Raw genomic sequence first — 19,612 nt, 5'->3', positions numbered from 1 at the left:
CATGCGGAAGTCGAATTGGCCGTTTCCAGGTGGGGGTCACGGCCGGGCAGTAGGTTGGTGATCGTGGACACCCAGGTACCTGACAGGTCGGTTGCCCGAGCCCTTGCCCTGCTGGACGAGGTCGACCGGCTGCGGGACGAGCGTCGGTACGAGAAAGGGTTCTGGACCGCGCAGGAGGCGCTGGAGGCCCTGCCGACCGACGGCTCCATGGAGCGGTCGGAGTTTGAGGAACTCCAGCTCGCCGCCGTGCTCAAGCGCGAATACTGCCAGCTCCGGTGGAGTGATCAGCTCGGCTATAACGACCGGCGAGAACAACCGGCTCCCGGGCCCGTATCGCCGGGCCCGGGGGTTCCAGCTTGATGCGAGCCTGATCCCCCTCGGTCACTTCTTGGCCGGATACCGCATTGTGCGGCGCGGTTGGGATGGCCGGGCGGGCCGAGCGCGGCATGCCACGGCGCAGTACGGCATTAGGGTGCCGTCGAGCGAGTGAAAGGGGCCCGTGATGGGCGCGCACGAGCATGGGTCCGTGGAACTGCCCGGGGGACCGTTCAACGCCGACGGGCGTGCGGTCAACGAGGCTTTGGTCGGTGCCCTGATGGCAGCGGCGATTAAGGGCTGTGCCGCTTGCGTGGACCGGCTGCTGGACGATGTCGCCGGTGACCCGGCTTGTGTGGCGCGCCTGGTGGAGGTGTGCCGGCTGACCGCGCTGCGTCTGCATCGCGGGGAGGTCCCCGGGTTCATGACGGACGATGACGACAGGTTCGGTCCCGCCGCGCCGGAGCTCAAGCGGCTGGTGCGGGCCGCCACCGCGGCCGAGCCCTTGGCCGAGGTGTGTGAGCAGCTGACGGCCGCCGAGCGGCGGGCCGCGGTCGGCTACGCCCTTGAGTTGCTGGTCGGCCAGTTGACGCTCGCGAATTCGGTCGGGCTCCATGACGGTGAGACGCTGGCTGAGATGTGCTGCGCGATCAGCGCTCTCCTCGTCGAGTGGTGGTTCACGACAGTGCCGCTGGCCGCAAGGGAGTTCACCGAGATCTGGCGCCGGTGGGTGCACGGCCACCGGGAGGCGGGCCTGCCGGGTAACGGTGTCCACGCGGTGGCACTTGTGCTGGGCGCGGTGCTCCACGACCAGGCCCTCCAGGACCAGGTGCCCGTCGAGAAGCTCGGCACCCTGGTCTTCACCCGCGTGCTGCCCGCGCTGCGGGAGCCGGAACGGGCTGGTGAGATTCTGAGCGCGTTCGCGGCGCCGCCCAACACGGACGACATCACCGTGCCGGTCAAGCGCTTCGCCCGGAGCAACCCCGCCTTCCTCGCCGAGATGTGCAGCCTCGCCCGGCATACGCTCACCGTCCACGCCGAGGACTGCCCGCACGGCCTGCGCGAGCCCCATCACGCCTGCACCCTCGCCCACCGGGCACCCGCGCTGTCCGGAGGCACCGAGGTCCAGGTTGCCGCGCCAACGCCCGAGGAAGGCCGGCGCGTGGCCCTGCCCCGCATCGGCTACAGCGAGGACGAACCTGCCGAGGGCACCCCCGGCGGCTATGGCGCCGACTACATCTGGCAGATCAACGTCGACCGGATCCTGCTGAAGCGGTTCGACGCCGGCATCGCCCGGTGGAACGAGAACATCTCCGAGGACTCGTCCATCAGCGAGCCGAATTACGAACACGAGATCGGCCTGGAGGCGTTTACCTGCCCGGCCTGCGGCAGCCGCGCGTCCTTCCTTGCCGAAGGATGCTGGGACGATCCCCTCACCCTGCACTGCCGCTGCGGTGTCACCATCATGTCGCCCGTCGGCGCCCCGCCCGAGGACCTGGGACGGCGCATCCTCAAGCGGCTCATCCTGTGCGAGGCGGACCCCGCCTACGCGGCCCGCCGCCTGCTGCCGCCGCTCGCCCAGTACCAGGAGCGCGAGCACGAAGGCCGCGTCGGCAGCTGGTACCGCGGCCCGGACAGTGAGGACGTCGCGCTCGTCGAGGCCATCGACGTGAACGACGACGATCTCGCGCGTGCCTTGACTGCGGCCCTGCAGCCGAAGCTCCCCGAGCGCCACGGGGGACGTACGCTGACCTTGCTTCTCCTGCAGGTCCTGTACGCGCTGTCTGCCCCTGCCGTACGCGACAGCGAGGACGGCCGGACCCTGGCCGAAGCTGTGCGCACCCTTGTGGCCGATCTACAGGAAGAGAGCGCCCGGTGGGCGCCGACCCGGCAGCCGCTCGTGGACCGCCTACAGACATGGCGAGCCGAGGGCGGCCCGCAGATGTGGCAGGACGCATGGTCCCGAACCCTGGAAGTGGCCGGCCGCCACTTCAAGCGACACCGGGTCGGCGACGGCCGCCTCAGCGACGGCTGCGCCGCGCTCACCCTCGCCCAGTACCTCCTGGCCCGCGAGGCCGACACCGGTGGCGTCGGTGAGATCACCATGGACGATATCCGCGGCCTGCTGTCCCCGGGCGGCGCGGACGAATCGGACCGGAACCCCGCCGAGGTCGTGCGGCAGTGGGGGGCGCGCTTGCAGACCCTCGGCCACGATCTCGACGCTGCCGACGATCCGGTCGCCCAAGCATGGCGGCATCTGCGCACGGACCGCCCCACCGACACCTACGGCGCCGGCCGGGAGCCCGCCCTGACGCTCGGCCTCAAAGACCTTCTCGGCGAACGGTCGTACTACCGCATCCACTTCTGACACCGCCGCAGGCGAAGGCCGGGCCCGCATCGACGGATTCGCCCTCAGCGGCCCGGACGCTGCAGTCATCTGCCGCCGGCCACGACACGCGGTGAAGGAGGCCCTTCCCGTACGCGGCGGCGAGGTGTGGGAGAACAACGACCACCGAGCCGTCGTGGAGGCCATCCTCTGCAAGCTCGGCACCGGCGCCCGCTGGGACGATCTCGCGCTGTCCGCCGGGTCCCCTGTCACGGTGGCCAATTGGTACTACGAATGGGAGAAGAGCGGCCTGTGGCAGGAGATCTCACGACGGGCCAAGGTGCTCGGACGTCACCTGTGACCGCGCCCGGCCTCGGGCCATCCTCGAAGTCCTGCTCCAGCGCAGCGACCGCGATGGTGGAGGAGGACACACGGATGTGTGCCCGGTGGCGGGCCGCCGGCGTCGGCGTCCGCTTCAGCCGCCCACCTTCGACTCGGGGGACACCCCGTCGTGATCAGACGCCCGGACGAAGCTGGTGATGTCCGGCAGCTCTGGCTGGTATCCGTCCGAGGTGTCGACGGTCAGGGTGGGGACGTCCATGGAGATCGGCACGAAGGATGCGAGGGAGTGCTCTCCGGCGGCGATGGCTTCGAGCAGGTCCTGGTCGCCGTGGGCGGCTCGGTGTGCGTTGTCTTTGGCGCGCTGGACGATGCGGTCGTGGGTGACGTCGGTCGCGGTGGTGCAGCGGATGACACGGAGGTGTGCAAGGCCGGTGAGCGGCTCCAGGTTCGGCCGCCAGAGCCGGTCCTGGAAGGCGGCTTCGGCGACCACCGTGACTCCGGCCTCCAGGAGCACCTTCAGCACGCCGAAGAAGGCGTCGAGGGTTGGGTAGTTGAGGGGGTCATCGCCGCCGCGCTGATAGCCCGGATGGGACATGACCATGCCCTGCTTGATTTCGTCGCGGATGATCGCGGGGCATCCGAGGGCGCTGGCGAGCTCGTGCGCGAGAGTGGTCTTCCCCGTTCCGGGGCCGCCGCTCACGATCACCAGGGTCGGCGTGCTCATCGCGTGTTCTCACAGGTCAGCATGGAGTTCCCCTTCGTGGCGTCGTCCCGTGAGGACGGGGATGGATCGGGCACGGCGTTCTTCGCGAGCCGGAGGGCGATGAATCCGGGCTCGCGGGGGACGGTTCAGTTGCCGGCGGCCTGGATGGTGTCGGCGTAGCTGTTGAACACGTCGAGTTCGTCCTGCTCGAAGCGGCGGATGCCGCCGCGGATGGAGTCGTAGCCGGCCACAACGGAGGTCGCGGTGGCGTAGACGTGCTCGTCGTCCTTGACCTCGAAGTGGAAGGTGAGCGAGACGCGCTTGACGTCGGTCACCCAAGCTTCGATGCGGACCGGCGTCTCCCAAGTCTCCAGCGGATACTGGTAGCGGATGGTCTGCTCGCGCAGGAGGAAGTTGCGGGCCAGGCGCTCGGCGGGGTCCTGGGGGACCAGCATGCTGAACATGCGCATTCGGGTCTCTTCCAGGAGGACGCCGTAGCGGGAGCTGTTGAGGTGTCCATTCGCGTCGAGGTCCGACCAGCGAACGGGGCAGTCGTAGATGTGTCGGGACACAGTGACTCCTGAGGGTTGTGGGATCTGTCGTACCTTCGAGGCGCCCGGCCGATCCGAGGACGGGCTGGCGCACTTTCCGTCGTCAAAGGCCCAGGGGCTGCGGGGATCAGCCGTCCGGACGTTCTCTGCCGTCCGGACGGCCACACCCCGACCCCCAGGCCCCCAAACGGAGACAGCACCAGCCGTGACAGTAAGTGACTTTCCTTGGTCAACTCGCCAGCCACACCAGCTAGCGGGGCAGGCCCTCGCCCTCTTGGAGGTCGTTGAAGATCTCGCGAAGGAGGGCGGCCCGAAGGTCGACCTGGGGCAGTTGTCCATGGAGCCGGCTGATGGCCGCCTGGTCGGAGTCCGGCAGCGAGGCGCGCAGGAGTAGCTTCAGCTCCGCTCGGGCCTGGGGGTCGACGATCGGCCGATGGATGCGGTCGACGACGGCTCCGGCCCCCAGCTGCGTGATGCCCCACTCCCCAGGGACTTCCTGGATGGCCCACACCACGGAGTGGTTCTCGGGCGACAGGGTGAGCTGACACTCCGAACCGGCCAGTGCGCTGAGTGCTGGGAGCGGGACGCCGTCGGGGCCGGCGAGCGCTGCGGCTTCGTCGGCACTGTCGACGACGAGGCGGGCGGTGAGTGCACGGGCCGCGCGGCGGCGGGCGGCATCGGCTTCGGCCTGGGCAGGGGGCTGCGGAGTCGAGGGTGAGCCGGCCTCAGCATGGGCCCAGGCGTTGCGCTTGCCGCCAAGGGCGTCGATCTCGTCGTCGGAGGACTCGGTCTCGACCCAGGTGATCACTACGAACCGGCAGTGCGGCATCGACGCCGGGTACAGGACGTGGGAGACGACTTCGATGGTCTCCCAGCCCAGGGCGGGTATGATCATCCGGAAGACGTGACCGTCCCTGTCGGCTTCCAGATCGGCCTCGGTGCGCCAGATCCGCTCGACGTCCGGGTTCTGGCGAACTTCGGCGATCAGGTCGACGAGCTCGGTGTTGTCCTTGTGGGTGGCCTGGGCGAACTTCAACAAGCGGACGTAGGCCGCGGCGTGCATTTCCCATTCGTGGTACTGGGTGCGGGCCTCGGGGTTCGTCAGGGCCCAGCGCATGAGGTTGGCGCGCGGCTCCATGACCCAGGGCCACCACTCGGCCATCGCCGCGTTGTACGCGAGGATGTTCCAGTTGCGGTCGGTCAGATACGTAGGTGAGGGCATCTGCCTGTCGATTAGCAGGCGAAGTGCGCGGCGCAGCTCCGGACTCGCGTCGATCTGCGGGTCACCATCGAGCGTGGTGCCGATGTTGTAGAGCAGCAGGGCGTGGCGCTCGCTCTTGTCGAGCCCGAGGAGATCCGCGAGCGCCTCGCACTGGGGCTTGGTGAACCGGGGCGGGACTGCGCCCTTCTCCACGTTGCGGTAGGTCCGGACCCCCATGCCGAGGGCCTTGGCCACCGGGGCCTGGGTGATCCCCGCTACCTGGCGCCATCTCTTCAGCCAGCCGCCGAACCCCATGAACTGACCGGCGATTTCTCCGCCGTGTGCGCCCTTTTTCTCGGCGTGGCCATCGCCGAAGGGGACTATCCCCTGAGCAACCATGAGGTTCTTCCTTTGTCTCCGCAGTCAGCAGGGCGCGGCATCCGGTCGAGGGCATGAAAAAAGAGGGGCAGCACGAATGCTGGCCCCCCGGCCGGATGTCTCCCACAAAGACGATACGACGACGTTGAACGCTTTCCCCAATTTGTGGCGTCGACCACAGGGCAGTTGGTTAAACGTGCAACCACGCTCACCCACACCCAGCCGCCTTCCATGACGAATCTGGACAATCCCTCACCTGCAGTTTTCCATGATCAGGAAAGCGGCAAATCCTTGCCGGTTTTTCTTGCAAGAGGGCGAATGATCATTCATGCCGCCGATGACCGCTCCGGCAAGTCGACTCCAACCATCCAACCCCCTTGCGACTAAAGGGTGTTACACGAATCATCCACGCAGCCTCCATGCATCCCACACTCTCATCTACGCGCGTGGATTCGGCCTTGAGATGCCGTTGACGAAGCCTTTGCCTGCGGGCTTAAATCCAGACCTGACCAGCCGGTACAGAGCGACAGCCTGCCGGTTCATGAACGTGGGGGCTCCTTTGAAGATCCTTTTTGGCGTGCCCGGAGTGCGCCTGGGCGGCACTGCCGCACAGCGGCTCACATCTGCACGCTCTGACACATCGGCGAAATGCTTGGCGTATACAACTTTTCACGGACTGTAGAGCCAGGTCTGGATCTTGCGCAGGCGTCTGCGTATGTTCGTCGTCCCCCACCGGGAGGCAACCCGGTGACCGGCGAAAGGAACGCATGCAGGACACACCGAGCGGCTAGTCCGTAAATGCAATCGGCGCCCGGGAGAGGCAACTCCCGGGCGCCGGACGCGAAGAGCCCTATCTCCAGCCGAGGCAAAGGCCGGAGAGACCCGTCATCACCGCGCCGGCCCTTCCAACGGGGCACACCGGCTGCGGCATCACTCAGGGAGAGTTTTGCATGGGCACGCCCCTGCGCGAAAGGCCGGACCCTCGGGCCGCCGCTGCGGACTGTGCAGCGAACACCGCTCACCCGCCCATTTCGGGCCTCTGGCGCGGGGGTGACGCCTGATGGCGCGCATACGCACCATCAAGCCCGAGGCGTTCGAGTCAGAGGACCTTGCCGCCGTCGATGTCACCGCGGTGCTCACGTTCTTCGGGCTGCTGACCCAGGCGGACGACTCCGGCCGGTTCCGGGACCACGCGGCCATCATCGCGGGACGGCTGTGGGCGCTGCGCCCGGAGCACACCCCCGCTCACGTCGCCCGCGACCTGGAGCAGCTGGCCGAGGTCGGCCTCGTGTGCCGGTACACAGGCTGCGACGGCAAGTCCTGGCTGCACATCGTGACCTGGGACCGACACCAGAAGATCAACCGCGCTTCGGACTCGCGACTGCCCCGCTGCCCGGCCCACGAGGCGGCGAAGGCGTGCGGCGAGTGCGACCGTCCCCAGTGCCACACCCAGACCCATGCGGCGATCCCCCGACAGGCGCCCTCCGAAGCCCACGGGGCGCCCACCGGCACCGTCGGCGGAGGCGATTCCGCGGACGCTCACGGAGCACTCACGCGAACCGTTCCGTCCGATTCACCCGCTTCCACCCCCGCCGTGACGCACGCCACTCCCACCCAGGAGGGTGAGAGCGAGGCCACATCACCCCCTTGCCCGCCTCGCGCAACACCCGCGAAGGAATCTGCAGGTCAGGGCGGTGCAGGCCGAGCAGACGACGTGATGGGCGCCACATTCACTGAGGACTCACGGTCTGGATCTAGGATCTTGGATCCTGGATCTTCCCGTAGGGGGCGCGAGGCGCCCGCACTCGGCTCCTCCCCGGAAACGGTGCTCGAAGCGGCCGACGCGAGCGAGTGGTCGGCGAAGGTCTTGATGGCCGAGTACCTGCGCGGATGCCTTGGAGGGCGCCCGCCGAAGAAGGTGCTCGGGCACCTGGGCAAGGAAATCCGCACGCTGCTGGACGAGGGCTACGGCCCCGACGTCCTGAGGCCGGCGCTGGAGCGGCTGCGCGCCAAGGGGCTGAACCCCAGCGTCCTGCCGAGCCTGGTCAACGAGCTCCTCAACTCCGGGCCAGCGCCGTCGTCAAACTCGAGCCCGTCCTCCGCCTCCGGCGCGGGGCCCTGGGCCAGCGCCTCTCCCGCCTACACGCCGTACCTCAACCCCACCGAGCCCGCCGGAATCTTCGGAGTCGCCCTGTGAACCGCACCAGCCTCGCCGACCCCCAGACCGCAGCGGACAACGCCGCGATGGCCTGGATGCGGCGCAAGCTCGCCGAGCGCGGCATCGACCCCACCGCCCCCATCGCGGACACCCTCGCAGCGATCCCCGCTCTGGAGGCCGCTCAGCTGCGAATCCCCCGCGACTACCGCGAGGCCCAGGTCGAACACCCCGCCGTAGGCGAGTGGGTCCGCGCCATCGCCGACAGCGCCGTCGGCCACGCGGCCAGCCCGCTGAACCCGCACTTCGGGGCTGCCGGGCAGCGGGAGATCACCCACGGCCGCAGTCTGCTGCTGTGGGGCTCCACCGGCGCCGGCAAGACGCACCAGGCGTACGCCGCAATCCGCGCCTTGACCGCCTCCGGGTGCGGGGTGCGCTGGCACGCCACGACCGCCGCCGACCTGTACGGCGAGATGCGGGCCCGGGGCGGTGGCGATCCGGAGTACCTGCTGCGCCGGATCGTGCGGATACCGCTGCTGCTCCTGGACGACCTCGGGGCTGCGAAAGCATCCGAGTGGAACGAGGAGATCACCTTCCGGCTGCTGAACTGGCGTGCGCAGAACCAGATGCCGACGATCGTCACCTCGAACCTGCCGCCGGTGCGTACCCCCGGGATGGCGACCGGGCAGCCGGTGCTGCGGGACAAGGTCGGCGACCGAGTGATCTCCCGCCTGTCCGGCATGTGTACCCCGGTCCACCTCAACGGCCCTGACCGCCGCTTCCGCGCCGCCTGACCACCTGCGCCCACCACCTTCCACCGCCCGGCCAGCGAGCCGGTCAGCTGGCACCCACCGCTGCGTGCCGCACCCGCTCGCCGCTATCCGGCATGCCCTGGAGACCCATCCCATGCGCGAAATCACCACCAACACCCAGCCCGTGCCCGACCTGCGTGGCATCGCCGACATCTCGTGGCACGACCGAGGGAACTGCCACGACCTGGACACTGCCGAAGCCGACCGGATGTTCTTCCCCGCGCCGCGGGCCCACGCCGACATCGCCGAGGCCAAGACCCTGTGCGGCGCCTGCCCCGTGCGGCAGGACTGCTTCACGCACGCCATGGACAACGACATCCGCTGGGGCCTGTGGGGCGGCCTGACTGAGGCGGAACGGAAGCCCTGGCGCGCCAAGGTCGCCAAGCGACTCGACTACGAGCGGGTCCGCGCCGCCCTCATGGGCCGGGACGTCCACCTTTCCGCCGCCGAACGCGACGCCGTCACCCGCGCCGCCCACGTACGCAGCTGGAGCACCACACGGCTGGCCTACGTCCTCGGGGTCGATTTCGACCACGCCCGCGACCTCCTGCGCCGGGCGGCGCACGCAGTGGCAGACCGCGACCGGTACTGGAAGGTCCCCGCCGCGGACAGCCAGGCCAGCCCCGCCGGCAGCGACGACGGAAGCGCACCCGAGGAAACGTTCTGCCAGGTACCGCGCCAGGCCCAGACACGCGAGCTCAACGACGCTCTGCGGAAGGCGGCATGACCTGCCCGGCGCCACCTCCCGACCGGACGACCATGCGCGCCGCCGGCGGCCACACACCACGCCCCACAGCAAGCCCGGAGAAAGGGAGCCCTTGACCGAGGAGACCGCCGACCGATACGCCCTGATCGCTGCCGGGACGGTGATCATCGTCCTGACTGGCGCCGGATTCTGGCTCTCCTACGCCCACCTCGCCGAAGTCGCTGGGAGGCACGGCCTGGACCGCTCGCCCATCCGGCAGTGGGCTTGGCCCGCCACGCTGGACATGTTCATCGTCGCCGGCGAACTGCTCATGCTGCGAGCGGGTCTGCGCCGGGTGACGGACTGGTGGGCAATCGGGCTGACGGCCGCAGGGTCGGCCGGATCAATCGCGCTGAACGTCGCCGGCGTCAGCGGCACCACCGGCAATCCGGTCCCGGTCCTGGACTACGTGGTCGCCGCCGTCCCGCCGACGGGCGCCATGCTCGCCTTCGGAGTCCTGATGCGGCAGATCCACCAGCGCATCGCCCGGCCCCTCCGGAACAGCGCGACCGAAACCCGGACCGGCTCCGGCCCGAGCCGGACCACCGCACCGCCGGACACGACGGAGCCCCGGACCGGACCGAACCCGGACCACGACGAAACCCGGACCGACGCCCCCGCCGGACCGGACCGGCCCAGCCCCAAACCCGGACCGGACCCGGACCCAAGCCGGACCACCGCACCGCCGGACACGACGGAGCCCCGGACCGGACCGAACCCGGACCACGACGAAACCCGGACCGACGCCCCCGCCGGACCGGACCGGCCCAGCCCCAAACCCGGACCGGACCCGGACCCAAGCCGGACCACCGCACCGCCGGACACGACGGAGCCCCGGACCGGACCGAACCCGGACCACGACGAAACCCGGACCGACGCCCCCGCCGGACCGGACCGGCCCAGCCCCAAACCCGGACCGCGGCGCACTCGGACGGGACCGGTACGTCCTCGGACCGTCCGGGCGAAGGTCCACGCCGGACGGTCCGAACGCCGGACCGGACCGCGCCGCCTGTCCGAGGAAGAGGTTGTCGAGCTGGTCCTCCCGGACGTCCCCGCAGCCCTGGCTGCGGACGGGAACGAGCAGATCACCCGAACCCAGCTGCGGAGCATCATGCGCGCCCGTGGCATCCCCCTCGGCAACGAGCACATCGGCCCCGTCCTGACCGCGCTTCGCTCTGCGACCGCCTCCCCCAAATCCCACGAAGGAGCGACCCACCGATGAAGACCTGCACTCGATTCGCCGACATGAAGGCCGGTTACGAGCGCGACATCGCCTTCCTGCGCGGCCATGCCGCCCGTCACGAGGGCAGCACCGCAGCGAAGGCGAGCACCCGGCACGCCTGGGGCGTGAAGCAGAACATGGCCCGGGCCCTGGCCCGGCACTTCGAGCGCTGCCCCCTGTGCCGGTGACCGAACCCTGTCCCTACGGCGGCCCGGACCAGCACCCGGGCCGCCGTCCCGTTCCCCCACCACCTGGCCTCCCGGAAGGAGCCAATGCACCCATGCAGTCCGCTGAAAACCAGCCCGAACCGGCGCCGAACAGGACCGTCAAGTCGACCGAATCCTGGGCTCGTGACGACCCTTCTCCCGACGTCAACTCGCTCCCAGAAGGAGCAAGTTATCGGCCAAGACACTCTTCCCCGTCGGGGAAGCGCGTCTTGGCCCATCCCGCCCCAGGGGTGGCGGGAGCGGACCGGAGCCAGGGGGCACCGGTCCACAAGGCAGCGACCGAGGGCGGATCGCAGCCGGAGGAGAAGCCCGCGCCGCGCCGCAAGCGCCCCGCCACGAAGAACGCTTCGCGCAAGCGCTCGCCGAAGACCGCCGCCAACAAGCGCTCGCATGTCTGCAGCGTCCGCCTCAACGACGACGAGAAGAACCGCCTTGCCACCGCAGCAGCTGCATCCCGTACGAGCCTGCCCGCGTTTCTCGCCCGCAGCGGGCTTGCCGCCGCCCGCGACCCAGACCGCGCCTCCGCCGCCATCGCCGGTGAACGAGAAGTAGTCGCGGAGCTCTTCGCCGCCCGCCGGCACCTCGGCCACGTCGGCAACAACCTCAACCAGCTGGCCCGCGCGGTCAACTCCGGTGGCCAGCCAGCGGACGTCCAGCTCCATGCCGTGCTGATCGCCGTGCAGCGGGCAATCCACCGAGTCCAGACCGCCACCGACCAGCTCCTCGAACACCGCTAGGAACCCCCACCCGTCATGGTCCCCAAGATCCACAAGCGCGGGACGCGCACCATCGGCCTTCTGTACTACCTGTACGGGCCCGGCAAAGCCGAGGAACACATCGACCCGCACCTGGTGGCCTCCTGGGACCACGCCGCCCCCGACCCCGGCCGCGACCCCGAAGTCACCTACAAGCAGCTCCAGGAACTCCTCGACCAGCCCCTGGCCAACCTCCACGAGAACGAGCGGCCGACGAAGCATGTGTGGCACCTGTCGGTACGCAACGCGCCCACCGACCGGACCCTGTCCGACCAGGAGTGGGGCGACGTTGCCCGCCGGATGGTCGCCGCCGCGGGCATCGACGACCCCGAGCAGGGCTCCGGCTGCCGCTGGGTCGCCGTCCGGCATGCCGACGATCACATCCACATCCTGGCCACCCTGGTCCGCGAGGACGGCTACCGGCCCGACCTCGACTTCGACGCCGTCCGCGTCCAGGCCGAAGCCCGGCTCCTGGAGAAGGAACTGGGCCTGCGCCAGCTCAACCCGGGTGACGGCACCGCCGCCCAGCGGCCCACCAGCGCCGAACGCCATAAGGCCGATCGCATGGGACGCGAGCGCACGCCCAGGGAGGAACTGCGGGAGACCGTACGACGTGCAGCAGCCGGCGTTGCCAGCGAGGAGGAGTTCTTCGAGCGACTGGGCGCCTCCGGGGTCCTGGTCCGCAAGCGCGTTGCACCCTCCGGAGACCTTCTGGGCTACACGGTCGCCCTGCCGGGGGACCTCAACAAGGACGGGGAACCGATCTTCTACCCGGGCTCGAAGCTCGCCGCAGATCTGTCCCTGCCCCGAATCCGCGAGCGCTGGTCCGGCCGCAGGCAGGATGAACCGATCGTCGAGCCGGTGGCCGCGTCGGGGCCGGCGCAGGCCCGGCGTCGGGCGAGCGCGGCGGTGTGGCAGGCGATCCTCGTCATGGACGGGACGGACGACGCGGCGACGGCCGCGTACATCGCCGCGGCCGGCGAGATCCTCGACGCCCTCGCGAAGACGAGTGCCGCCCACACCCGCCGTGAACTGCGTGATGCCGCCTCCGTGTTCGAGCGGGCATCCCGTTCTCACGTACGAGCCGAGCGTGGCCACGACCGGGCGCTGCGGCAGGCCGCTCGCGATCTCGTCTACAGCGGTCCCGCCCTGGGGCGCGGGGAGGACGGGGCGACGACTGCGATGGTGATCGACGCCGTGTTCTTCCTTGTGATCGTGGCCGGGCACTGGCATGCGAAGAAGGCACACGCGCAGCAGGCCGCCGCCGCCCACCTGGCGGCAGAGCACCTGCGGACCGCCTACCGAGCCGCCGCCGCGCAGCCCATGGGCGTGCTGGCCGTACGGGGCCGATCTCTGGCTCTTCCGGTGCTGCGCCGCCAGGTCCTCCGGGTCCGGGAAGCGCTGCCGGCGGAGCTGGCGGAGCGGGTCCTGGCCGAAGCCGGATGGTCGGCGCTGACGGCGACCCTGGCCGATGCCGAGGCAGCCGGATACGACGCCACCGCCCTGCTGGCCGACGCCGCCGCCCGACGGGAGCTGGGGAGCGCCGAGTCGGTGTCCGACGTACTGGTGTGGCGGCTGCGCCGCGCTGCGAACCTGCCGACCGACGCACAGGCGATGCCCTTGCCCGACGGCGCCACCGCCTCGTCGGGCCCCGCGGGACCGAAGGCCGAGAGCCCGGCAGCGAAGGGCACGCAGCGCCGCCGGAGGTGATCAGGCTTTCAGGAGTTTGTGAGTTGCCGCAGGTGGGGCCCATGGGGCACGCTTCTTGACCCACCGCCGTGTACGGGGAGCCGACTGGGAGGGGAGCCCAAGTGTTCGGTCGCAGGAAGGCCAAGCGAGAGCGTACGGAGCTGGGGCCGACGGGTGTCCCGTGGCTGGCGCACCCGGAGCCGCAGTGGCCCGACCCGGTCCAGCAGACGCCCGCCCCCGCTCCGGCCGCCCCGGTGGTGGACGACTTCCTGCCGCCGGACTTCCGCATGGACACCGATGACGACCTGGCGGGCCGGCTCATGCCATGGCCGCGCCCCCTGGTCATCGAAGGCGATGTCCGTGCCTGCCCACAGTGCGAGGCATACCGGGACTGGGTCGTCCTGTGCACTGAAGGGCGGATCTGGCTGCGCTGCCGCGACGGCCACGAGACCCTGGAGCCGCGGCTGGACGTCGCCTGGTACAACCGCAACAGCGGACCGAGCAACGGCAAGTTCGGCACGCTCGAGGAGGGCCTGCGCTCCATCGGCCACTGATCGGGTACCGCGCCCCTGGACCCCTGTATTCCTTCCCTGCCGCTCCGAGGAGGCGGCCACGGTCAGCACACCCGCATCCGACCCAGGGAACCCGCATGCGCCTGCGCCAATCCACCGTCCACACCAGCACCTGCCTCGCCCTCTGGTCGCTGACCAGCTGTTCCGCACCGCCCTCCGAAACGGCGTCTCCAGCGCCTCGGGCGGAGACCTCCATGCCCACCGCCGGCAACCACGAAGTACTGCCGTCGGAGCGGCTGGCGGACCGGCTGCTCACCGCCGACGACCTCGGCCCCGGCTACGCCGCCCGCCCCGCCGCATCCACGGCTTCGCCCGAGGCATCCGTCGAGGGCTGCCCGCAGCTGGAGCAGCTGGGCAGCGCCGCGGACAACCCGTACGCGATGTTCCCGAACCATGGGAAGCGGGTCCTCACCGGCCCCGGCGGCACCCAACTGACCGAGGAGCTGTACTCCGCGCCGCCCAAGGACCTTTCCGCGAGGGTCGGGCGGATCATGACCGCGATGGGTGCCTGCCCGTCGTACCAACTGGTCACCGCCACCACCGTGGCGGAGGTCCGCACCCAGACGGTGCCGGTGCCCCGTCTCGGTGACGAGCAGTGGGGGCAGGTCCTCACCGTCATCGCCGGCGGGCGGCGCACCGTCGTCCAGCAGACCGTGATTCGCGACGGAGCCGTGCTGCTGGTCATCTCCGGCAGCCCAGCGGAAGTCGCCGTCCACGGGCAGACCGCCCTGGCCAAGGCAACAGCCCGCTGAGCCGCCCCACGGCGGCGTTCGCCGAGAGGCAGTCCCTGCTCGGCGCAGCCAACGCCCAGGCGGTGCGCCGCTCCGGCATCCGTGCCCGTGCTGCCCATCTCACCGAAAACCTGACCGCAGACGGGGGTCTCCCGGCTGTGCACTGGCACAAGCCCGGCGGCCAGCCGCCCCGAGGTACCACGGGCCACGGCCTCTGACCGGTGGCCAAGGGAGACCGCCTTCGCTTGGCGCCCCGCCCAACTCGCGCACAGACGCTGAGGCCGGGCGGGGTACCGGTCGTCGGCAGGTATCGCGACCACCTCCTGAGGCGCACATCGATCAATGACTGTAAATGCGACGCAAAAGGCCGACGGCCGGACCCAAGAGGGTCCGGCCGTCGGCGTATCAGACAGTCGGTTGCACAGTGAGCTGGCCCTCGCTGCTCTCCGGCAAGGTGTGGCGCAGCACCGGTGCGGGTGAGGCCAGCGAGGCGGCGAAGGCCGCAACGAGATCGTGCGGCGTGCTGGCGGAGAACATGGCGGCCCACAGGAGCCCCCCGCCCATCCTCGGTTCGCACCATGCCTGCCATCCCGCCGCTTCCGCCTCGGGATCGAGGGCGAGCGGGTCGCCGTCCTGAATGCCCTCGTCCGGCAAAGCGGTCAAGGCCATGGTGGCGGCCAGCCTCGGGTCGGACATGGCGGTGGGGGTGTCGATGTCGCGGATCCATCCGCTGCCGGCCAGCGCGTCGAGAACCGCCTGCGGTCCGGCGTAGCCGTGGGCGGGATCCGGGCTGTCCTCCAGGGCGAGCAGGAAGTCGGTGACAGCCTCGGGCGGGGTGCCGGCGGAGAAGTACGCATTCCACTGGGGAAGGCTGGCGGGGGTGGCGCGGGCAGAGACCGTCCATGCCACCGGCTGATCACCCAGGAGGATGGGCTCGTCGGCTAGCACCCACTGCGCCCAGCTCAGCGCATCCGGAGCGACGTGCAGGACGGTGCTGCGGAGAACCTGCCGGGCGTCGTCCGATTCGTCGGGCTCACGCCGACCTCGGACGAGGGTGAGGCTGGTCCAGCCCGCCGCGGTGAGGTGGGAGCCGACCTGGTCCGCAAGGAGGCCGTCGTCGCCGGCGAGATGGCGCGGGGTGACCCAGTACGCGGGAAGGGAAGGGAAGTCAGGGGACGGGGGCAGAAGTGCTCCTTGTCGTCAGGGGGTTTCGCGGCTCGTATCGTCGTCGGAGACGGCGCGCAGCCGCCGTCCACGGGCCGGTGGCTCGACCGGAGGCATCCAGGTAAGGGCCTCGGCGACTGGCCTGGGGAGGTACCCGTATTGCACCGCCTCCGCGTCCTCTGCGAGATAGACGACCGGTCGCCCGTCCTGGTCCGCGCCCACGGTCACGGTGCCCATCTTGTGGGCCATCGGAAAGAAAGGGTTGATCGCGAGCCGCACGCGGGCGGCAGGGTCCGCCGCAGACAGGTGTTCCATCAGGTCAGCGACGGTCATCTCGGCGCCGGGCTCGGGCTGGGGGGCCACGGTTCTCCTCACGGGTGGAAAGCGTTGTGGTGGGTGCGGATGTGCGCCGCGCGACCTCCGGGAACGGACCACGGAGGGACGGGCGAGCCGCTGAAGGACGGGAGGCGGCGGTCCCGGCCTCAAGGCGGCGTGGGCACTACTGCCGCCGAGCGGTGGCGAGCACCTCGGAAACGGTAGCCGCCACGAGCCGTGACGGAGTTTGTGGATCGAAGACGACACGGTAGCCGGGAACCTTGGCGGTGCCGGTGACGGCCAGGACCCAGCCCTCCTCCTCAGCTCCGGGCCGGCCGTCGGGAAACCAGCCGAGATAGAGCCTGCCATCGGCCGAGGAGATATGGGTGTCGGCCCGGTCGTCGACGATGAGGTTGAAGTCGCCGTTCGCCTCGGGGAAGCAGTCGATGACCTCGGTCGGCTGGCCAGGCCCCAGAAGCCAGCTATGCAGTCGCAACTTCTCGATCGTGGTGCGGAATCCGGCGTTCGACAGCTCCACGGTCACAAGCATCACCTCTCTGACCTGGGAAAACCCCGAGTGGGGGGAAGGTCGTCTAGGTTGACATGCGCCGCAACGTTGTACCAGTCCTTGCGGGATCTTTCCTGTCTGCCACGGGCGAACTCTGCCCTTGGACAGCGAATTAGCCCGACCGGCTCGCATTGACCACGTGGTCCACGGCCGTCTCACACCTGCGGCGGCTACGCCTCGCGATCGCCTCGGTTCCGGTGGTGACCCATAAGAAATACTGCTTGTCCCGGGGCGGCCGTGAATGTGATCCTTTACTGAAACGAGAAGGACGCATGCTATGGCACACGCTCGCTGGCACCACATCCTCACGGAGTCGCAGCGCCACGCCCTGAAGGCAGTTGACGAGTGGAACTGCTCGACGGGCGACTACTCCGACTTCCTGACGCACATGCACAAGGCGTGGCACTACCTGATTCACGCGGAATTCCACAAGGACAAGATCGACTACCACTACAGGGACCCAAAGACCGGCCAACACGTCGTGATCGACGGCGAGCCGAAGGCATGGGACCTGGAACGGTGCTTGAGAGAGCGCTACCCCAACAGCGGCGACCCCGTCCGCCTGAACGCCGAGCTTTTCGTCGCGCTCCGCAACAAGGTGGAGCACCGGTACGAGCACAACCTGAAGATCGCCACGGGCGGCAAGGCTCAGGCGCTCGTGATGAACTACGAGCAGGAGATGGTGGACCACTTCGGGTCCAAGTACAGCCTCGCCGACAGGCTTCGCTTCCCGATCTCCCTCCAGGCGCTCACAGCCGACGGTCGCGAGCAGCTCAAGGCCGCCGCCAAGACGCTCCCGAAGCAGACCCGCGATCTGGTTGCCAAGTTCGAGGCAGCCATAGAACGGGATGTACTGGACGATCTGAAGTACGACTACCGGGTACGGCTCGTGCCCATCGTCGGTTCAAAGACCGACGCCGACCTGGCGATCGACTTCGTAAAGCTCGACGAGCTGACCGAGGAGGAGCGCAAGGTCATGGTCGAGGCCGGGCGTAAGGGCACCGTCATCGTCAGGGATCGTCAAGTAGAGGTTGCGGACAAGGCGAAGCTGCGCCCGAAGGAGGTCTGCGCTGCCGTAGAGGAGCAGTTGCCCTTCGAGTTCAGTGTGTACAGGGAGCACCTCGAAATGTGGCAGCGGCTCGGGGTTCGTCCCGCGAAGGGCTCCGCGAAGCCGTACGACACCGACGCCCGCTATTGCGTCTACAGCGCGGCGTTCGACTGCTACCTATATACGCCCGCCTGGGTCGAGAAGATCGTCAGAGAGGTCGGTACGCCCGAGAAATATCGGGCCTTTTTCGGCAAGGAGCCGTGCTTGAAGAAGGTCGTCCCGCTGCCGAAGCAGGCGGTCTCGCCCACCGAGGAGGGCGAACTCCACCCACAGAGCAAGAGCGCCTGATCTATTGAGCGCCTGACTCGCAACGACCGGCCGGGCGCATTCCGAACCGGTTCTACGGCTCCCCTCGGCCATCAACGCCCCTGTCCGCAGTCGGACGCCAGTGAGGGCCGGGGCAGGCGTCAGGCGCAAGGACAGCGCTGGCTCTCCCACGTTGGCAGAGGCCCAAGCGCGGCCTGCTCCTGGTGGTGACCGAACCGCTGCTCGGCCAGGCCGCGGTCCTTGAAGCGTCCGAGGCCGGGCTCTGCGGACGGAGTCAGCTCAATCGTCTCCCACCCACCGGCGACCGGAACCCCCCGAAACGCAGCTGGCCCCGGGAACCTGTCTGGTTCCCGGGGCCGGTGGTGGTGAGGTCAGTTGTCGTCGGTACGCCGGTGCTGGCCGGTGCCGGTGTCGCTCTCGTCGTTCTTACGGCGGCGGGCGGCGTAGACGGCGCCGCCTCCGGCGGCGAGGAGAAGGCCGCCGGCTGCCAGGAGCCACCCGTTGGTGCTGTCGGCGCCGGTGTGGGCGAGGGAGCCTTCGGGCTTGGTGTCAGGTGCGGTGGGGGTCGCGGTGGCGGTGCCGATCTCCGGGCTGCTGGAGGGGGATGCCGCATCGGTCGGCTCCCCGGTGCCGGTCGAGGGCGACCCGGTCGGCGTGGGCTGGGAGGTGGGATCGCCGGTGGGCTTGGCCGTCGGCTTCCCCGTCGGTTCCTCGGTGGGCTTGGCGGTGGCCGCGTTCGTGAAGGCTGCGGTGGTCTCGGCTCCGGGCTTGGCCGTGATCTCCACCGGGGTGGTCTCCAGTCGGTAGCCGTCCGGGGCCTTGGTCTCGGTGGCGGTGTAGGCGCTGCCGGTCTTCTTTCCGACGGGGAGCGGGGCCTTGGCGGTTCCGTCCGGGCCGGTGGTGAGGGTGAAGGCGCCCTTGTCGTCCTTGGCGTCCTTCGGGGCGATGTTGACGATGGCTCCGGCCAGGCCCTTGCCGGTGGCCTTGTCGGTGACCTTGAGGGTGAGGCCGGCGGACTTGTACGGGTCGGTGATTGCCAGGACCTGGGGCTCGCCGGGTGCGACGACGACGTCTTGGTCGGGGACGGTGCCCAGCAGCGGGCTGCCGGAGGCGGTCTCCTTGAGGCGTACGACGCCAGGGGTGAGGTCGGAGAAGGCCAGGGTGCCGTCGGCGCCGGTCTTGCCCTCGGCGAGCGTCTTACCCGCGGAGTCGAGCAGCTGGAAGGCGGCTCCAGGGGCGGGCTGGCCTTCGGGGTCCGTCTTGACGATGCGCAGCCCGGCCTTGTCCGCCGCCGCGGTTGCGCCTTGATCCTTGGGGGCTTCGGTGGACGGGGAGGGGGCTGCGGTGGCGGTGGTGGCCGGGCCGGTCAGGGCGACGGCGGCGGTCACGGCGAGCGCGGTGAAGAGGAGGGGGCGGTGCTTCATCAGGGGTGCTCCGGGCGGGATCGTGCGGTGCGGGACGGTGTG

General features: G+C 69.7%; 19 protein-coding genes and 1 pseudogene. 13 read left to right on the top strand and 7 right to left on the bottom strand.

Annotated elements, in window-relative coordinates; genetic code table 11:
- The first annotated feature begins 63 nt into the window (after positions 1-63).
- From OG332_RS30040 to OG332_RS30030, 3 genes are all read left to right on the top strand, one after another.
- Positions 64-360: a hypothetical protein gene (locus OG332_RS30040; RefSeq protein WP_327416392.1), complete on the top strand. Its 297-nt coding sequence runs from the start codon at positions 64-66 to the stop codon at positions 358-360.
- 166 nt (positions 361-526) lie between these two features.
- Positions 527-2,683 (top strand): hypothetical protein, encoded by a 2,157-nt coding sequence (locus OG332_RS30035; RefSeq protein WP_327416391.1) that lies wholly within the window; start codon positions 527-529, stop codon positions 2,681-2,683.
- A gap of 91 nt (positions 2,684-2,774) precedes the next feature.
- Positions 2,775-3,002, top strand: a complete 228-nt coding sequence (locus OG332_RS30030) for a transposase (RefSeq protein WP_327416390.1) — start codon at positions 2,775-2,777, stop codon at positions 3,000-3,002.
- A gap of 114 nt (positions 3,003-3,116) precedes the next feature.
- On the opposite strand, the gene OG332_RS30025 is transcribed toward OG332_RS30030, so the two are convergent.
- The 3 genes from OG332_RS30025 to OG332_RS30015 form a co-directional block, all read right to left on the bottom strand.
- Positions 3,117-3,707: an AAA family ATPase gene (locus OG332_RS30025; protein ID WP_327416389.1), complete on the bottom strand. Its 591-nt coding sequence runs from the start codon at positions 3,705-3,707 to the stop codon at positions 3,117-3,119.
- Between the two features lie 125 nt (positions 3,708-3,832).
- Positions 3,833-4,258: an acyl-CoA thioesterase gene (locus OG332_RS30020; RefSeq protein ID WP_327416388.1), complete on the bottom strand. Its 426-nt coding sequence runs from the start codon at positions 4,256-4,258 to the stop codon at positions 3,833-3,835.
- A gap of 229 nt (positions 4,259-4,487) precedes the next feature.
- Positions 4,488-5,837 carry a helix-turn-helix transcriptional regulator gene (locus OG332_RS30015; RefSeq protein ID WP_327416387.1) on the bottom strand — a complete coding sequence of 450 codons (1,350 nt, stop codon included), beginning with the start codon at positions 5,835-5,837 and terminating at the stop codon, positions 4,488-4,490.
- A 1,039-nt stretch (positions 5,838-6,876) separates the two neighbouring features.
- Here OG332_RS30015 and OG332_RS30010 point away from each other — a divergent pair.
- From OG332_RS30010 to OG332_RS29970, 9 genes and pseudogenes are all read left to right on the top strand, one after another.
- A complete protein-coding gene (locus OG332_RS30010) occupies positions 6,877-8,013 on the top strand; it encodes a hypothetical protein (protein ID WP_327416386.1) in 1,137 nt (378 codons plus the stop codon).
- The gene (locus OG332_RS30005) at positions 8,010-8,765 is read left to right on the top strand and encodes an ATP-binding protein (protein WP_327416385.1); all 756 of its coding nucleotides are present in this window, start codon (positions 8,010-8,012) and stop codon (positions 8,763-8,765) included. The genes OG332_RS30010 and OG332_RS30005 overlap by 4 nt, the downstream gene beginning before the upstream one ends.
- A 112-nt stretch (positions 8,766-8,877) precedes the next feature.
- Positions 8,878-9,510 (top strand): WhiB family transcriptional regulator, encoded by a 633-nt coding sequence (locus OG332_RS30000; protein WP_327416384.1) that lies wholly within the window; start codon positions 8,878-8,880, stop codon positions 9,508-9,510.
- Positions 9,511-9,601: 91 nt separating this feature from the next.
- Positions 9,602-10,013 (top strand): annotated as a pseudogene (locus OG332_RS29995) (DUF2637 domain-containing protein); the annotation flags it as partial.
- Positions 10,014-10,746: 733 nt separating this feature from the next.
- Complete coding sequence (locus OG332_RS29990; protein WP_266578827.1) at positions 10,747-10,938, top strand: hypothetical protein; 192 nt, start codon at positions 10,747-10,749, stop codon at positions 10,936-10,938.
- Between the two features lie 248 nt (positions 10,939-11,186).
- A complete protein-coding gene (locus OG332_RS29985; protein WP_327416383.1) occupies positions 11,187-11,714 on the top strand; it encodes a MobC family plasmid mobilization relaxosome protein in 528 nt (175 codons plus the stop codon).
- A 15-nt stretch (positions 11,715-11,729) separates the two neighbouring features.
- A complete protein-coding gene (locus OG332_RS29980; protein WP_327416382.1) occupies positions 11,730-13,442 on the top strand; it encodes a relaxase/mobilization nuclease domain-containing protein in 1,713 nt (570 codons plus the stop codon).
- Between the two features lie 101 nt (positions 13,443-13,543).
- Entirely contained in the window at positions 13,544-13,975 is a 432-nt protein-coding gene (locus OG332_RS29975) for a hypothetical protein (protein WP_327416381.1), read from the top strand.
- A 212-nt stretch (positions 13,976-14,187) separates the two neighbouring features.
- Positions 14,188-14,745 carry a hypothetical protein gene (locus OG332_RS29970; protein WP_327416380.1) on the top strand — a complete coding sequence of 186 codons (558 nt, stop codon included), beginning with the start codon at positions 14,188-14,190 and terminating at the stop codon, positions 14,743-14,745.
- A 384-nt stretch (positions 14,746-15,129) separates the two neighbouring features.
- Here OG332_RS29970 and OG332_RS29965 read toward each other — a convergent pair whose 3' ends face one another.
- The 3 genes from OG332_RS29965 to OG332_RS29955 all read right to left on the bottom strand — a co-directional run bounded on the left by OG332_RS29965 (position 15,130) and on the right by OG332_RS29955 (position 16,753).
- Positions 15,130-15,690 (bottom strand): DUF317 domain-containing protein, encoded by a 561-nt coding sequence (locus OG332_RS29965; RefSeq protein WP_327419419.1) that lies wholly within the window; start codon positions 15,688-15,690, stop codon positions 15,130-15,132.
- Positions 15,691-15,924: 234 nt separating this feature from the next.
- Positions 15,925-16,221 carry a hypothetical protein gene (locus tag OG332_RS29960; RefSeq protein WP_327419418.1) on the bottom strand — a complete coding sequence of 99 codons (297 nt, stop codon included), beginning with the start codon at positions 16,219-16,221 and terminating at the stop codon, positions 15,925-15,927.
- Between the two features lie 166 nt (positions 16,222-16,387).
- A complete protein-coding gene (locus tag OG332_RS29955; protein ID WP_442816382.1) occupies positions 16,388-16,753 on the bottom strand; it encodes a DUF317 domain-containing protein in 366 nt (121 codons plus the stop codon).
- Positions 16,754-17,048: 295 nt separating this feature from the next.
- On the opposite strand from OG332_RS29955, the gene OG332_RS29950 reads away from it, so the two are divergent.
- On the top strand, positions 17,049-18,167 hold the full coding sequence (locus OG332_RS29950; RefSeq protein ID WP_327416378.1) for a DUF3644 domain-containing protein: 1,119 nt from the start codon (positions 17,049-17,051) through the stop codon (positions 18,165-18,167).
- 350 nt (positions 18,168-18,517) lie between these two features.
- Here the strand turns inward: OG332_RS29950 and OG332_RS29945 are convergent, their stop codons facing one another.
- Positions 18,518-19,570: an MSCRAMM family protein gene (locus OG332_RS29945; RefSeq protein ID WP_327416377.1), complete on the bottom strand. Its 1,053-nt coding sequence runs from the start codon at positions 19,568-19,570 to the stop codon at positions 18,518-18,520.
- Positions 19,571-19,612 lie beyond the last annotated feature (42 nt).

The organism is Streptomyces sp. NBC_01233 (assembly GCF_035989305.1).
In the GTDB taxonomy this organism is placed as follows: Bacteria; Actinomycetota; Actinomycetes; order Streptomycetales; family Streptomycetaceae; genus Streptomyces.
The sequence above is the reverse complement of the archived record's forward strand: the minus strand, read 5'-3'. Positions and strand labels throughout refer to the sequence as shown.

What these genes read in the sequence shown, in the direction of transcription:
- OG332_RS29955 (WP_442816382.1), bottom strand. Translation starts at nt 16,753, where the DNA reads ATGCTTGTGACCGTGGAGCTGTCGAACGCCGGATTCCGCACCACGATC.
- OG332_RS30010 (WP_327416386.1), top strand. Translation starts at nt 6,877, where the DNA reads ATGGCGCGCATACGCACCATCAAGCCCGAGGCGTTCGAGTCAGAGGAC.
- OG332_RS30025 (WP_327416389.1), bottom strand. Translation starts at nt 3,707, where the DNA reads ATGAGCACGCCGACCCTGGTGATCGTGAGCGGCGGCCCCGGAACGGGG.
- OG332_RS29980 (WP_327416382.1), top strand. Translation starts at nt 11,730, where the DNA reads ATGGTCCCCAAGATCCACAAGCGCGGGACGCGCACCATCGGCCTTCTG.
- OG332_RS29945 (WP_327416377.1), bottom strand. Translation starts at nt 19,570, where the DNA reads ATGAAGCACCGCCCCCTCCTCTTCACCGCGCTCGCCGTGACCGCCGCC.
- OG332_RS30000 (WP_327416384.1), top strand. Translation starts at nt 8,878, where the DNA reads ATGCGCGAAATCACCACCAACACCCAGCCCGTGCCCGACCTGCGTGGC.
- OG332_RS29950 (WP_327416378.1), top strand. Translation starts at nt 17,049, where the DNA reads ATGGCACACGCTCGCTGGCACCACATCCTCACGGAGTCGCAGCGCCAC.
- OG332_RS30015 (WP_327416387.1), bottom strand. Translation starts at nt 5,837, where the DNA reads ATGGTTGCTCAGGGGATAGTCCCCTTCGGCGATGGCCACGCCGAGAAA.
- OG332_RS29990 (WP_266578827.1), top strand. Translation starts at nt 10,747, where the DNA reads ATGAAGACCTGCACTCGATTCGCCGACATGAAGGCCGGTTACGAGCGC.
- OG332_RS29970 (WP_327416380.1), top strand. Translation starts at nt 14,188, where the DNA reads ATGCCCACCGCCGGCAACCACGAAGTACTGCCGTCGGAGCGGCTGGCG.
- OG332_RS29960 (WP_327419418.1), bottom strand. Translation starts at nt 16,221, where the DNA reads ATGACCGTCGCTGACCTGATGGAACACCTGTCTGCGGCGGACCCTGCC.